The 13,940-nt window shown below is 34.0% G+C and carries 10 protein-coding genes; 6 read left to right on the top strand and 4 right to left on the bottom strand.

Annotation, left to right across the window (positions count from 1 at the left end; translation table 11 throughout):
• Nucleotides 1-5 precede the first annotated feature (5 nt).
• Nucleotides 6-2,078 carry a polyphosphate kinase 1 gene (gene ppk1 / locus ACR1PN_RS11530; protein ID WP_433980154.1) on the bottom strand — a complete coding sequence of 691 codons (2,073 nt, stop codon included), beginning with the start codon at nt 2,076-2,078 and terminating at the stop codon, nt 6-8.
• A gap of 235 nt (nt 2,079-2,313) precedes the next feature.
• On the opposite strand from ppk1, the gene dnaK reads away from it, so the two are divergent.
• The gene (gene dnaK / locus ACR1PN_RS11525; RefSeq protein WP_433980153.1) at nt 2,314-4,206 is read left to right on the top strand and encodes a molecular chaperone DnaK; all 1,893 of its coding nucleotides are present in this window, start codon (nt 2,314-2,316) and stop codon (nt 4,204-4,206) included.
• A 268-nt stretch (nt 4,207-4,474) separates the two neighbouring features.
• Here the strand turns inward: dnaK and ACR1PN_RS11520 are convergent, their stop codons facing one another.
• A complete protein-coding gene (locus ACR1PN_RS11520; protein ID WP_433980152.1) occupies nt 4,475-4,873 on the bottom strand; it encodes a DUF7674 family protein in 399 nt (132 codons plus the stop codon).
• A gap of 360 nt (nt 4,874-5,233) precedes the next feature.
• Between ACR1PN_RS11520 and ACR1PN_RS11515 the strand changes: the two genes are divergently transcribed.
• The 5 genes from ACR1PN_RS11515 to ACR1PN_RS11495 all read left to right on the top strand — a co-directional run bounded on the left by ACR1PN_RS11515 (nt 5,234) and on the right by ACR1PN_RS11495 (nt 12,106).
• A complete protein-coding gene (locus tag ACR1PN_RS11515; protein ID WP_378180080.1) occupies nt 5,234-6,247 on the top strand; it encodes a nucleoid-associated protein in 1,014 nt (337 codons plus the stop codon).
• A gap of 40 nt (nt 6,248-6,287) precedes the next feature.
• A complete protein-coding gene (locus ACR1PN_RS11510) occupies nt 6,288-8,015 on the top strand; it encodes an RDD family protein (protein WP_433980151.1) in 1,728 nt (575 codons plus the stop codon).
• Nucleotides 8,016-8,295: 280 nt separating this feature from the next.
• On the top strand, nt 8,296-10,503 hold the full coding sequence (locus ACR1PN_RS11505; protein ID WP_433980150.1) for an ATP-binding protein: 2,208 nt from the start codon (nt 8,296-8,298) through the stop codon (nt 10,501-10,503).
• A gap of 10 nt (nt 10,504-10,513) precedes the next feature.
• Nucleotides 10,514-11,065 (top strand): biliverdin-producing heme oxygenase, encoded by a 552-nt coding sequence (locus tag ACR1PN_RS11500; protein ID WP_433980149.1) that lies wholly within the window; start codon nt 10,514-10,516, stop codon nt 11,063-11,065.
• A 114-nt stretch (nt 11,066-11,179) separates the two neighbouring features.
• Nucleotides 11,180-12,106 (top strand): malate dehydrogenase, encoded by a 927-nt coding sequence (locus tag ACR1PN_RS11495; RefSeq protein ID WP_378180091.1) that lies wholly within the window; start codon nt 11,180-11,182, stop codon nt 12,104-12,106.
• 75 nt (nt 12,107-12,181) lie between these two features.
• Here the strand turns inward: ACR1PN_RS11495 and ACR1PN_RS11490 are convergent, their stop codons facing one another.
• Nucleotides 12,182-12,484, bottom strand: a complete 303-nt coding sequence (locus tag ACR1PN_RS11490) for a hypothetical protein (RefSeq protein ID WP_433980148.1) — start codon at nt 12,482-12,484, stop codon at nt 12,182-12,184.
• Nucleotides 12,485-12,565: 81 nt separating this feature from the next.
• The gene (locus ACR1PN_RS11485; RefSeq protein ID WP_433980147.1) at nt 12,566-13,927 is read right to left on the bottom strand and encodes a glycine-rich domain-containing protein; all 1,362 of its coding nucleotides are present in this window, start codon (nt 13,925-13,927) and stop codon (nt 12,566-12,568) included.
• Nucleotides 13,928-13,940: the final 13 nt, after the last annotated feature.

The raw sequence follows: 13,940 nt of genomic DNA, 5'->3' as shown, positions 1-13,940 counted from the left end.
GCACTCTATTTTTTACCTGCCTTAGCTTTTAAATACCGGTAAGTTTCAATTTGCGAACGACATTCCTTTTTATCATTTCTGATATATTCGTTGCTAAGCTTTTTATCTAAAATTCTTGCTTTTACATTATCACTAAGCTGAATATCCAGAATGTCTTTAATCTCTTTTTTTAAATTTTTATCGGTGATTTTTGCAGCGGCTTCGATTCTGTAGTCAAGATTTCTGGTCATCCAGTCGGCTGAAGAGATATAAATGTCTTCAGACCCTTTATTGTAGAAATACATTACTCTCGCATGTTCCAGATATTCGTCGACAATACTTATGGTTTTTATTTTTTCTTTAAAATCTTTTTGGTTGACAGCACAGTAAATTCCACGAACAATCATTTTAATAACAACACCGGATTGAGCGGCTTCGTATAATTTGGTAATTAGAGCACGATCACTTACCGAGTTGGCTTTTACAATCATCTCTGCTTTTCTTCCTGCTTTGGCTTCATCAATTTCTTTATCAATATGATGAACGATTTTTTCACGCATAAACTGCGGACAAACCATTAAAGATTTACATGTTTTTAAAACTGATAAATAATCATCTTTTGGTCTTTTAAGAACATTAAATACTTTATTGATATCTGCCATTATGCCACGGTCGGCTGTCATAATCAAGTGATCGCCGTAGATTCTTGCTGTTTTTTCATTAAAGTTTCCGGTGCTCACAAAACCATACTGTATTGTCTTGTTATTGGCGCGTTTTTTAATCACACAAAGTTTTGCATGGACTTTTTTATCAGGAATTCCCGTTAAAACAGTTATTCCTTCAGGCTCAAACATTTCTTTCCACATCAGATTAGATTCTTCATCAAACCTTGCCTGAAGTTCCAGCATTACCGTAACTTCTTTTCCGTTTCGGGCAGCGTAAATCAATGCATTGCTGATTTTCGAATTGCTGGCGAGACGATATGCAGTGATCTGAATAGATTTGACATCAGGATCCATTGCCGCTTCACGAAGAAGGTCGATTACCGGAGTATAAGTATGGTAAGGGAAAGTTAGGAGAACATCATGTTTTAAAATAACATCTGTTACTCTCTCGCCATGTTCAAAAGCCTGATGTGTAAAAGAAGTTCTTTCTACGGGTCTTTCATACTTTTCAAAAACATCAGGGAAATCCATAAAGTGTTTGAAATTGTGAATTTTTCCGCCCGGAATAATGCTGTCTTTTTTACTTAAATTTAATTTACGGATGAGAAGTTCAAGTAAAGCTTTATCCATATCCTTGTCAAATACGAATCTTGTTGGTTTTCCTTTTCTCCGATTCTTTAATCCTTTTTCTATTTTTTCTGCCAGATTGGTTTTGATGTCGTTATCAATGTCCATTTCGGCATCTTTGGTTACTTTAAATGCATTTGCAGCAAACTCATCATACCCGAAATAAGAGAAAATATGTGGCAGATTGAACGTTATTACATCTTCCAGAAGCATTACGTTTTTCTCTTCTGGATCTTCTGTCGGTAAAAGAACAAATCTCCCCACAAAACGGGACGGAATTTCTATAATGGCATAATTGCTGTGATAATTCCAGTCTTTTTTTCTCATTGCAACACCCAGATACAAACTTTTGTCTCTCATATATGGCATAGGAGTGTTTTCGTGCAAAAGGATCGGAATGACATTGGCTTCTACCACTTCATCAAAATACTGTCTTACAAATTCTTTTTGCTTTGAGCTTAAATTTTTTGAAGTTTTTATATAAACATGATGTTCTGCCATTTCACTCTGAATTTTTTTCCAGGTTCTGTCAAAATCATGCTGTTGTTTAATCACAATATCATTTATTTTTTGAAGAATCTTCGAAGGTGGCTGGTAAAAAGATTCGGCAAGTACCTTTTCTTTAAAATCCATAGCGCGTTTTAAACCCGCAACCCGTACTCTGAAAAACTCATCCAGATTATTAGAGAAAATCCCGAGAAAACGAATTCTGAGATGAAGCGGCACATTTTCGTCCATTGCTTCCTGTAAAACTCTTTCGTTGAATGATAACCATGTAATATCTCTGGGATTAAAATGTAATGACATATTTGTGTAAAATTTATCAAAAATACTAATAAAACTCTTCGATCGACGGGATTTAAAGTTAATTCTTAATTAAATTTTTAGTTAAAGCAAAATGATTCAGACAGGAAAATATTTTCACATAAAGTTTAGCAATAGGGCTGAGTCTGTCAATTTGTCATAAAACATTCAATGGTACAAATATTGAGAAAATGAGATTGTAAATTAAAATTTAAAAATTAGAAAAAATATAAATATTATGAGTAAAATAATTGGAATTGACTTAGGAACAACAAACTCTTGCGTTGCAGTAATGGAAGGTAAAGACCCTGTTGTTATCCCTAACGCAGAAGGCAAAAGAACGACGCCGTCTATCGTAGCATTTACAGAAGATGGTGAGAGAAAGGTAGGAGATCCTGCAAAAAGACAGGCGGTAACAAACCCTACAAAAACGGTTTATTCTATCAAAAGATTTATCGGAACGCACTTCAAAGATGATGCTTCTGAAATCTCAAGAGTACCTTATAAAGTAGTATCCGGACCAAACGATACGGTAAAAGTAAAAATTGACGACAGAGAATATACACCACAGGAAATTTCTGCAATGACGCTTCAGAAAATGAAGAAAACTGCTGAAGATTATCTTGGTCAGGAAGTAACAAGAGCGGTAATCACTGTTCCTGCATACTTTAATGATGCTCAAAGACAGGCTACTAAAGAAGCTGGTGAAATTGCTGGCCTTAAAGTAGAAAGAATTATCAACGAACCTACTGCTGCAGCGTTAGCTTACGGTCTTGATAAAAACCATAAAGATCAGAAAATCGCTGTATATGACCTTGGTGGTGGTACTTTCGATATCTCTATCCTTGATTTGGGAGACGGTGTATTCGAAGTATTGTCTACAAACGGTGATACACACTTGGGAGGTGACGATTTTGATGATGTGATCATCAACTGGATGGCAGACGAGTTCAAAGCTGAAGAAGGTGTTGACTTAAAAGCTGATGCAATTGCATTACAAAGATTGAAAGAAGCTGCTGAAAAAGCAAAAATCGAATTATCTTCTTCTCCTCAAACTGAAATCAACCTTCCATATATTACAGCTACAGCTACAGGTCCAAAACATTTAGTGAAGACTTTAACTAAAGCTAAATTCGAGCAGTTATCTGCTGATCTTGTAAGAAGATCTATGGAGCCAGTTGCTAAAGCGTTGAAAGATGCAGGTTTATCAACTTCAGATATCGACGAAGTAATCTTGGTAGGTGGTTCTACAAGAATCCCGATCATCCAGGAAGAAGTTGAAAAATTCTTCGGTAAAAAACCTTCAAAAGGAGTGAATCCAGATGAGGTTGTAGCAATTGGTGCAGCGATTCAGGGAGGTGTATTGACAGGTGATGTAAAAGACGTTCTTTTATTAGATGTTACGCCACTTTCTTTAGGTATCGAAACTATGGGTTCTGTTTTCACTAAATTAATTGAAGCAAACACTACGATCCCAACTAAAAAATCTGAAGTATTCTCTACAGCTTCTGACAACCAGCCGGCTGTAAGCATCAGAGTAGGACAGGGTGAAAGACCAATGTTCAACGACAACAAAGAGATCGGTAGATTTGACCTTACAGATATTCCACCAGCACCAAGAGGAGTTCCTCAAATCGAAGTTACTTTCGATATTGATGCGAATGGTATTCTAAGTGTTTCTGCTAAAGATAAAGGAACCGGTAAAGAGCAGTCTATCAAAATCCAGGCATCTTCAGGTCTTTCTGACGAAGAAATCGAAAGAATGAAGAAAGAAGCTCAGGAAAACTCTGCAGCAGATGCTAAGAAAAAAGAAGAAGTTGAAATCTTCAACAAAGCAGACGGATTGATCTTCCAGACTGAAAAACAATTGAAAGAATTCGGTGAAAAACTTTCTGCTGACAAAAAAGCAGCTATCGAAGCAGCTCACGCGGAATTGAAAACAGCTTTCGAAGCTAAAAATGTAGACGACGTAAAAGCTAAAACAGAAGCTTTAGATGCGGCTTGGATGGCAGCTTCAGAAGAATTGTATGCAGCTGGTCAACAACCTGGAGCTGATGCAGGCGCTCAAAATGCTGGAAATGCGGGAGGTGCAGAAGATGTACAGGATGCAGACTTCGAAGAAGTGAAGTAAGAATAATCAATCTATAAATTAATCCCCAAGCGAAAGTTTGGGGATTTTTATTGATAAGTTTCTTTGGATAAACAATTGTCAGAAACTTCTGATTAATGATTTATAATACTTTTGTTTTAAAAATAATTATTTATTACAATTCACAATATTATTTTTCAACAAAAAATTTGAAAATTGAAGCTTTTTAAAGCATTAAAATATTTTCAAATAAAAATAGAAAATCCCGAAGCGTAATTGCCCCGGGATTTTTCGTGATATATAATGTGATTTAGTGTCTTTTGAATAATACTTCATCCATTTTGTTCTGCTTTACGTAAATTCTCTGAAAACTTACGGGCATATATTGATATAGTAGATTCCACTGATTGGTATCGGTTTGTTTTTTAAAGCTTCTGAAAGATCTTACAAAAAGATTTTCAATAATTTGCTTTACGTTTTTCGTTCCGTTTCGATAGAGCCAGTCCATCATTTTGATGTTATGGTTTACAATATTAATTTTTGATTCCTTTAAAAGGTTTTTCAGGTGATCAACAGTTGTTTGGATAATTCCTGCAAAATTGTTTTGTGCGGAAAGTTGCACAATTTCCTTTTGTAAAGAAGGGTAGAATACTTTCAAATGTTCAATTGCTCCACTTTCATTAATTACTTTCTTCTCAATATTCTTCATTTTTAAATAGTTTTCAAAACATTCTTATTTCAGCTAAAACTGTACCAAAGCAAAGGTTTTTCAGATTAAATATTTTATTTGTCTATTTTTTTATACACTGTTTAGTGAATTTGTATTTTTTCTTTATTCATCGAGGTTTGAATGGATTTTGTTTTATTTTTGGTTTTTCTAAATAGTTGATTATTAATGCTAATTGTTTTGGGAAATTTGAGGTTTTATGTAATGAAATGCTTTAAAAATGTAATGAAAATTTCATTTCCGGATTTTTGATATTTTTTAAATTGATCTCTAAAGAAAAAAAGAATTTCCTTTTTTTAAATTTCAGAATAAATATATTTGCAATCCATAAAAAAATCAGCGATGTTTACAAAAATTGTAGTCCACAGAGTCGGAAATAAAATCAACGGAGAATCACTTATACTTTCACAGGAAGAGCTTCAGCTCGATGAAGGAACGGTAGAAATGCTTGAAAATTATTTTTTAGGCTCTTTTAAAACGGAAGAAACTTACCAGTTTTACAGCGATTCTTATTTGGTCAATAATCCGGTTTTCAGTTCGGTTTCTGAAATTTTTGACGACAAGGCCAAATTTCTTTGGGAAGCTGAAAATATAGCGAAGCATCTTTTCGAGGCAGCAGAAAATCCGCGTGTTCAGGGTGGAGAATTATTTATTGTTTTCTTTGAAGATGAAAGAGAGGGTGATGAAAAAGTTGATAAAATAGGAATTTTTAAAACAGAAAAAAGAGAATCATTCTTAAAAATATTCCCTCAAAACGAAACTTTTGAATTGGAGAAAGATCAGGGAATCAGCCTTTCAAAAATTGATAAAGCTGCTCTGATCTATAATAACAATAAAGAAAGCGGCTATGTGCTTTCGGTAGTTGACAACAATAAAAACGGTGATATGTATTACTGGTTTGAGGATTTCCTGAAAGTAAAACAGCGTGACGATGAATATTTTCATACACAGGAAGCTTTGATGGTGTACAAAGATTATATCACAAAGCAGCTTCCGCAGGAATTTGAGGTTTCAAAGGCGGATCAGGCAGATTTTTTAAATAAATCGATTAATTTTTTTAAGGAAAAAGAAGAATTTAAGCTGGATGAATTTGCAACCGAAGTTTTGGGAGACGAGCATGTGATCGAGAGTTTTAATAATTTTAAAACCGATTATGAGCAGGATATGCAGATTAACATTGCCGAAGAATTCCCGATCAGTGAAGCGGCCGTAAAAAAAACACAGCGCCATTTCAAAAGTATCATTAAATTAGACAAAAACTTTCATATTTACATCCACGGTGACCGAAAAATGCTGGAGCAGGGTCAGGATGAAAAGGGAAAATATTACATGCTTTATTTTGATAAAGAGGTGTAAAAACAAGAATAATCAAAAAAACTAATAACTTAAAAATAACATGGGAAAAAACTACAAACTTATAGCCATCACCGCGATGGCTATATCTGTTATCGGCATTATTAGCTGCCTGTTTTCTTTTTACGGAGTTTGGAAGGGAGCTTCACAATTTAATACAGTTCCCGATATTTTTCAGATTTTATTTTCTTTCACAACGCTTAATCTCAGTTTTACGAACAAGTTTGAGCACTCTGATATCTGGAATTTCATCTTTTATGTTCTTCTTTTTATCGGAGGACTACAGTTTATCCGTACAAAAGGCAAAGAAACCCGTTTTGTGGGTTTTGTTTTTTCGGTGATATTTTTAGAGGCTATTATTTTATTGCTGCAGAGCACATTCTATAAAGTTTTTATTATACAATGGGAAAATATAACGTCTAAGCAGGTTTTTTATCTGATGTTAAGCTACGTCGTGCTTTTTGGAGTTCTGTACTTAAGTTTCCGTATATTAAAGATTATTAAAAGCGAAAAAGAAATTGATATTATTAAAACAGAAGCAAAAACTACCGTTACAGATACGGGAAAATGGCAGCGTTTTTTTCACTGGATTGTGGATGCTACGATCATGGCTCTTATTCTCATTCCTTTTGTCATATCTTTAGGATATTGGTTGATGGAGTCTGATGTACTTAGGGAAAGCGAAGGCCTTAGAATGTTTTTCAGAAGCAGATGGTCTTTATATGTAATCGTTTTTGCATTCTTTTTTATTTATTATCCGGTTTCGGAGATTCTTTTTGGTTCTACTCCCGCAAAATTTCTTACAGAATCGAGAGTTGTCAACTCAAAAGCAGAATCGCCGGGTTCATCAGTTGTTTTCCTTAGAACTTTATGCAGAAATATTCCGTTTGATGCATTGTCTTTCTTTGCGAAAAGAGGATGGCATGATTCGCTTTCTGAAACTTATGTTGTAAAAGAAAAACGAACAGGTTTTAAAACGAATAAACTGCTTTGGATTTTACCCGTTTTAGCCATCTATCTTGCTGTAATGTATTTTGGGAAAAGATATTATTCTGAATACACCTCTCACCGTGAAATGGAAGACAGAATGTCAGAAAAACTGAAGTTTCTGGAATCTGAAATCAAAAACCCGAATCCAGGACAGTTTTTTGTAGTCAATGATATTGATTATTATGGTGATATTGATAATTACGGCTTTAAGATCGAAAAAGTAGAAGGCAATAAAATAACCATTAAAAGGATTATGGGTGAATTCCTTTCCGAATCAAATTTTTCGCAGGCAAAATACCTTTATCAACAACAGAAAGATTCAGCAAAAACATTTGTCATCAGAAAGGATGAATTCGTAAAGATGTTTCCTAAAAATCAAGAAGAATTTTATCGTCCATCTGTTACGATGGAATTTTTTGAACCGGGAATACGTTATAATATCGAAAATGTTTACAATTTTAATATTCCTTTCTTAGAAGCACAGATCAGCAACACAACAAATGATTATAGTGACCGAAAGGCAACTGTATATTTTACCAATCACGGCGCAAGCGGAACAATTACCAATATCAAAAATATAGAAGGAGATATGAAATGGAAGACAGGTTTCCCTGTAATTATAAGTAATCAAATCAATTCTCCTGCAATGATTGACGTAGAAAATTTTGATTTATCGGGAGAAAATGTATCTCAGATTGATGTCTTGGATTCTTTGAAGCAGAAACATACATATATTTTTAAAAATCGTGGTTTTCAAACCGAAATCACGAAGGTAAAGTAATACGGTTGCATTCTGCTGCAAATGCTTTGATGTTTATGGGTATAAATAGTGAATTATTATACTTTTTGTAGAGGTATAAAGTGTATAAATAATCTTTTGTTGAAAGTATTTAATGTTTAATTTTTTAACTATATGTTGTGTTTTTAATGGTTAAATTGTGGGTTTTACTTTAATAAATCATAATTTTAGTTAATTATTAGTGTGAAAGTTATATTACATACCACATTATGGTTGTTTCGGGTATTAATTTAGTTACCTTTGATAACTTATTTAGACTATTATGAATTTTGTAGAATGTCATGATGAGCCCATCCATATACCGGGCTATATACAAAGTTTTGGGTATCTGATTGGCATTGACACAGCTTCTCTTACCATTTCTTTTTTCAGCGAAAATATTACTGATATTTTTAATATCAAAAAAACGACAGAGTTATTCGGGAAAAAGCTATCACAATTCCCGGAAATTTTTCACAGTGTGATAAGCTCTGAGATCTTTAGCAATTCAGATTTTCTTTCAAGAAGAGAAAACGAAACATATTTTGATAAAATTATTCTGAACGCTAGAGAATATCATTTTTCGGTTTTCCGTGCCAATAATTATATATTTCTTGAGTTTGAAGCAGTTTTAGAAAACCATCGGAAACGTATTACCAATAAATATGATAATTTCTACATTATTGATAACGAGCAGGAAATCTGGGATCAGCTTCTTAATACACTCTTCAATATAATAAACTATGACCGGATCATGGTTTATAAATTTATGGATGATGGGTCAGGTAAAGTAATTGCCGAAAAAGCCAATAATCATCTGGAAAGCTATATGGGGCTTCACTATCCCGAACACGATATCCCAAGACAGGCCCGTGAATTGTACAGAAAAAAAAGAAAGAGAATATTTTCTAATGTACATTCAGAGCCGGTTCGCCTTCTGAGTCTTACCGAAGCAAATATCGATCTCACCTTTACTGCTACAAGAGCAATGTCGCCGATTCATGGACAATATGTGAAAAACTCAGGAGCGTCATCCAGTTTCAGTATTTCGATTATTATTGACGATCAGCTTTGGGGATTGGTAACCTGCCAGAATTCTGAGCCGAAACATATTGATCTTGAAGATCGCGTACAGTCAGGAATTTTCACAGTTTTGGCGTCCAATGCCTATTCTTCTTTTAAAGCTAAAAAAGAACTTGAATACAGGCTTGATCTCAACGAAAAGTTGAGTCGTCTGAAATCTGAATTCTTAAAATACGGAAGTCTTTTTGAATCTCTGGATGCCAATAAATCTGAACTGAGAATAATGCCCAAAGCTGATGGTCTGGTTATTATTTCAGATCATGATATGGTAACCGACGGGATGACTCCTGCTAAAGAAACGATTGATAAAATTGTTGATTGGGCATATCAGAACACGGTAGAAAATATATTTGTAAGCAATAGCTTTTTAAAAGACCACGGTAGAGAGCTCAATTTAGGTTCCGAGGCGGCAGGAATTATTATTTATTTCATTGAAAGAAGCAAAAAAGAGGTTCTGATGTGGTTTAGAAGAGAATTTGACGAACATATCAACTGGGCTGGAAATCCGGAAAAGAATATTGATGTAATTTCCAAAGACGGTGTGGAAATACAATACTATTCTCCACGAACTTCTTTTCAGGTTTTTACTGAAAATATCAGAGGAAGCTCTAAGAGATGGAGTTCTAAAAACGTCATTGCTGTCGATTTAATCAAAGATCTTATTTTTGAGACTTCCCACAAACAGTACATTACCATAAAAAAACTTAATGATCAGCTGAAAAAAGTGAATGAAGAGTTAGATAGCTTTTCTTACACCATTTCGCACGATCTCGGCACTCCGCTTACCGTAATGAAACTGAATGCTCAGATGTTGTTGAATAGTTTGGGAGATACTTCGGAAAAAAACAAGAACAAAATCAATTCAATTATTGACGAGATCGACAATATGGCAGAAATGATGCAGAATGTTCTCCAGCTAAGCCGAGCAAAGCATAGTGAAATTCAGCTTGAAAATGTTGAAACTACTGTCACTATTCAAAAGATTACTGAAAATGCGAAAATGACTTACGACAGCCAGAAAAGTTTAGTAGTCATTAAAGAATGTCCTCATGTTTTGGCAGATAAAACAATGCTGCATCAGGTGTTTTTAAATATTATTAATAACGCTGTAAAATATTCTTCAGATCAGGAACAGCCAATTATTGAGATTGAAGGAACTGAATTCGGTGATAAAATTATCTACAGAATTAAAGATAACGGAATAGGAATTCCTGAAGAGAACAAACATAAAATGTTTAAAATTTTCAACAGGATGGATAATGCGAAAAAATTCAAAGGAAATGGAGTAGGGTTATCTATCGTTCACAGAATTATGAACAGGCTGGGCGGAAATGTCGATTACGAGAGTAGTACAGAAGGTACTTGCTTTATCCTTACATTTCAAAAACCTAAATTTGCCGAACTTTAAAATAAAAAATATGGTATCTGAATATCTAAAACGAAATACGGCAGAATATCACGATGCAGCTGAAAAGCTTTTTAATTCTGAAAAAATTTTTAATAAAACATTCACTTTAGAGGATTATAGAAAAATTATCCATACCAATTATCTGATGCTTCTGCATAGCGAAGATAAAATATTCAACAGCCTTTCTGATAAGTTCAGTGAAAAACTTCAGCTTAGCGAAAGAAAAAAACTCTCTCTTATTGAGAAGGATCTTTCCAGTCTGGCTCTTCAAAATCAAAAACCTTCTCTTGATCTTGAGTTTAAGAATGAACATGAAGCTTTGGGAGCAATGTATGTGATTGAAGGTTCTACTTTAGGAGGAAATGTGATTGCCAAACAACTTTCTAAAACCGAAGGTTTTGATGAGGTTACCTTTAATTTCTTCGGATGTTATCGTGAAAATACAGGTCCGATGTGGAAGAATTTCAAAGAAGTTCTTGATGCAGAAGTACAGGAAAAGAATTATAATGACGTACTTTCAGGTGCAAAAAAACTTTATATGTTTTTATTAAGCGTTAACTAATATCTCTTAAATAATAATTAAAATTCCCGAAAAATTGCTCAATTTTTCGGGAATTTGTACATTTGGGAAGCAAAATTTTAAACTAACAATAATAAATAATAAAAAGTAAACATTATGAAAGTAACTGTAGTAGGTGCGGGCGCTGTAGGTGCAAGTTGTGCAGAATACATCGCGATGAAAAACTTCTGTTCAGAAGTGGTTTTAGTAGATATCAAAGAAGGCTTTGCAGAAGGAAAAGCAATGGATTTGATGCAGACTGCATCTCTGAACGGATTTGATACAAAAATTACAGGAACAACAGGAGACTATAGTAAAACAGCTGGTTCTCACATTGCAGTAATCACTTCAGGGATCCCAAGAAAACCGGGAATGACCAGAGAGGAATTGATTGGTATCAACGCAGGAATCGTAAAAGAAGTTACTGAAAACTTAGTGAAAAACTCTCCGGATGTTATCATTATCGTGGTTTCTAACCCGATGGATACAATGGCTTATTTGGTACACAAAACTTCAGGTCTTCCTAAGCATAAGATCATCGGTATGGGGGGTGCTTTGGATTCTGCAAGATTCAAATACAGGTTGGCTGAAGCTTTAGAAGCTCCAATTTCTGATGTTGACGGTATGGTAATCGCTGCACACAGTGATACGGGAATGCTTCCGTTATTGAGCAAAGCAACAAGAAATGGTGTTCCTGTAACAGAATTTCTTAGCGATGAGCAACAAAACTACGTGATTGAGGAAACTAAAGTTGGTGGAGCAACATTAACAAAATTATTAGGAACTTCAGCTTGGTATGCACCGGGTGCAGCAGTTTCTGTAATGGTTCAGGCAATTGCTTGTGACCAAAAGAAAATGATTCCTTGTTCTTTAATGCTTGACGGAGAATACAACGAAACAGATATCTGTCTAGGTGTTCCTGCCATCATCGGGAAAAACGGAGTTGAAAAAATCGTAAACGTTACTTTAACAGCTGCTGAACAATTGAAGTTTGCTGAAGCTGCAAAAGCAGTAAGAGAAGTAAACGGAGATTTGAAGTTTTAATTAAATTAAACTTTATATAATTAAACCGCACTTGAAAAAGTGTGGTTTTTTTGATTTTTTAGTTTAAGTTTTTTATTAAGACTTGTTTCTTATTCTTAAAATAATCAAGGTAATTTGAGTAATTAGGAAAATAAATAAAGGAATAGTAAAAGCAGGATAATTTAATGCTTCTACAGAAACATAGGCCAACCGACTTGCAACTGCAATAATCATCAAGGCTAAACCTAATAATGAAAATAAAATGTCATATTTGAATTTTATTAGATTTAAAATCATTCCTAAAAGGCCTAAGAAAGCAAAAAGTTGGTCAATATTTCCAAAATCAAAAACCGTAAAACTTAACCAAAAAATAAATGGAATTGGAATTATTTGTCCCATCAACATTATTAACGAATATGAAATGAGAGAGAAAATTCTTAAATATTTTATAAATATTCTCATCTTTAAATTAATTAGGTATTAATCTCCACCACAACCACCGCAACTGCTGCATGAGCTGCCACAGGATGAATCTGAAGATGATGAAGTTCCGCAACTGCTGCCTGAGTCATTTGATGCTGTGCGTAGGATTAATGGAACAAAAGATGCTGTCAAAACAGCTGTTCCCATCAGAAAATAACTCCATTGCCAATCATTGCTGGTGTTTCTTTTAGGCAAAATGATTGTTCTGTAAAAATCGGGTAAAACTTTTGTACTGAATAAAATGGTCAACCGGAATAAATATCCAATCATAAACAAAGTCAGCAGGATAACAGCAAAACTTATTTGTGAAACAGGCTTTTCCCGTAAAATTCCTGTTGCAGTTCTAAGGAACCCAAACATGATTAATAACAGAAAAACAATCAAATTTATGACAAATAAATTGGAAAAAATCTTGGAACGGTTAAAATATTTTTTAACTGCAGACATCGATTTTATAATATTTGCAAATACAGGCTTAGTCATCAACTGAATTAAAAGATTTTGATAGGATACCTGGCCAAGCTCATTTAATAAATCAATTACCTGCTGATGTTCTCTTGATTTTATAAAAGTTAAATTGTTGGCGCTGATTGTTTTATCTTTATTTATTTTAATAGATCCATTGTCGATTAATTCGTTCACCGTTCCGTTGATGACAGTAGAGATATTTTGATTTTTTAAATAAATGAGTTCATAAGGCCGAAGTTCAAAAACGAAAGAATCTTTGTCAAACATTTGAATGGACTGTGCCAGTTTTCTTCGGTTGAACCATTCCAAACCAAGAACGGCACATATAATTAAACTCAAATAAAGAATAATAAAATCAGGATTCTCTATACTGTAATACAATGGTTTCAGCAAAAGATAAAGCGGAACAGTCAGAATGATGAATGATGTAATTCCGATAATCACTGCCGTTCTGAGTTTAAATCTGGATTTTTTAAGATTCAGACTGCCGTAAAGATTTGAACGGTTCCAGATTTTTCCCGGCTGATTACCAAAATGAGCTTCGTATAATTTTGTGGTGCGCTCTTTTGCTTGTTTAAATTTCTGAAAATCTTCTTTATTGTGTGTAGAAGGAATATGCTGAATCTGCTTTCCTAAAATCTGACAAAATTCATAATAAGATTTTGTGAAAATAAGATGTTGATGCCAAACCGTATCTACAATTTCTGAAGGTGAAACCATCATATCTGAAACCGAAGCAAGATACATGAATTTCTTATATTCTAAAATTGCCTGTTGTGTAAAATTCTGCGTCCAGTAGTTTTCATGAGCTAATCTTAACGTAAAATTATACTCGCTTACAGGAAGATCAAAATCGAACTTTTCTATTTTTTTCCACAGTTCTGTATTCATTATGTTTGAATAT

Origin of the sequence: Chryseobacterium sp. RLHN22 (assembly GCF_051011795.1) — a bacterium.
GTDB lineage: Bacteria > Bacteroidota > Bacteroidia > Flavobacteriales > Weeksellaceae > Chryseobacterium > Chryseobacterium zhengzhouense.
The sequence above is the reverse complement of the archived record's forward strand: the minus strand, read 5'-3'. Positions and strand labels throughout refer to the sequence as shown.

Excerpts from the sequence above, each read along its gene's own strand:
- ppk1 (WP_433980154.1), bottom strand. The coding sequence starts at position 2,078 with ATGTCATTACATTTTAATCCCAGAGATATTACATGGTTATCATTCAAC.
- dnaK (WP_433980153.1), top strand. The coding sequence starts at position 2,314 with ATGAGTAAAATAATTGGAATTGACTTAGGAACAACAAACTCTTGCGTT.
- ACR1PN_RS11520 (WP_433980152.1), bottom strand. The coding sequence starts at position 4,873 with ATGAAGAATATTGAGAAGAAAGTAATTAATGAAAGTGGAGCAATTGAA.
- ACR1PN_RS11515 (WP_378180080.1), top strand. The coding sequence starts at position 5,234 with ATGTTTACAAAAATTGTAGTCCACAGAGTCGGAAATAAAATCAACGGA.
- ACR1PN_RS11510 (WP_433980151.1), top strand. The coding sequence starts at position 6,288 with ATGGGAAAAAACTACAAACTTATAGCCATCACCGCGATGGCTATATCT.
- ACR1PN_RS11505 (WP_433980150.1), top strand. The coding sequence starts at position 8,296 with ATGAATTTTGTAGAATGTCATGATGAGCCCATCCATATACCGGGCTAT.
- ACR1PN_RS11500 (WP_433980149.1), top strand. The coding sequence starts at position 10,514 with ATGGTATCTGAATATCTAAAACGAAATACGGCAGAATATCACGATGCA.
- ACR1PN_RS11495 (WP_378180091.1), top strand. The coding sequence starts at position 11,180 with ATGAAAGTAACTGTAGTAGGTGCGGGCGCTGTAGGTGCAAGTTGTGCA.
- ACR1PN_RS11490 (WP_433980148.1), bottom strand. The coding sequence starts at position 12,484 with ATGGGACAAATAATTCCAATTCCATTTATTTTTTGGTTAAGTTTTACG.
- ACR1PN_RS11485 (WP_433980147.1), bottom strand. The coding sequence starts at position 13,927 with ATGAATACAGAACTGTGGAAAAAAATAGAAAAGTTCGATTTTGATCTT.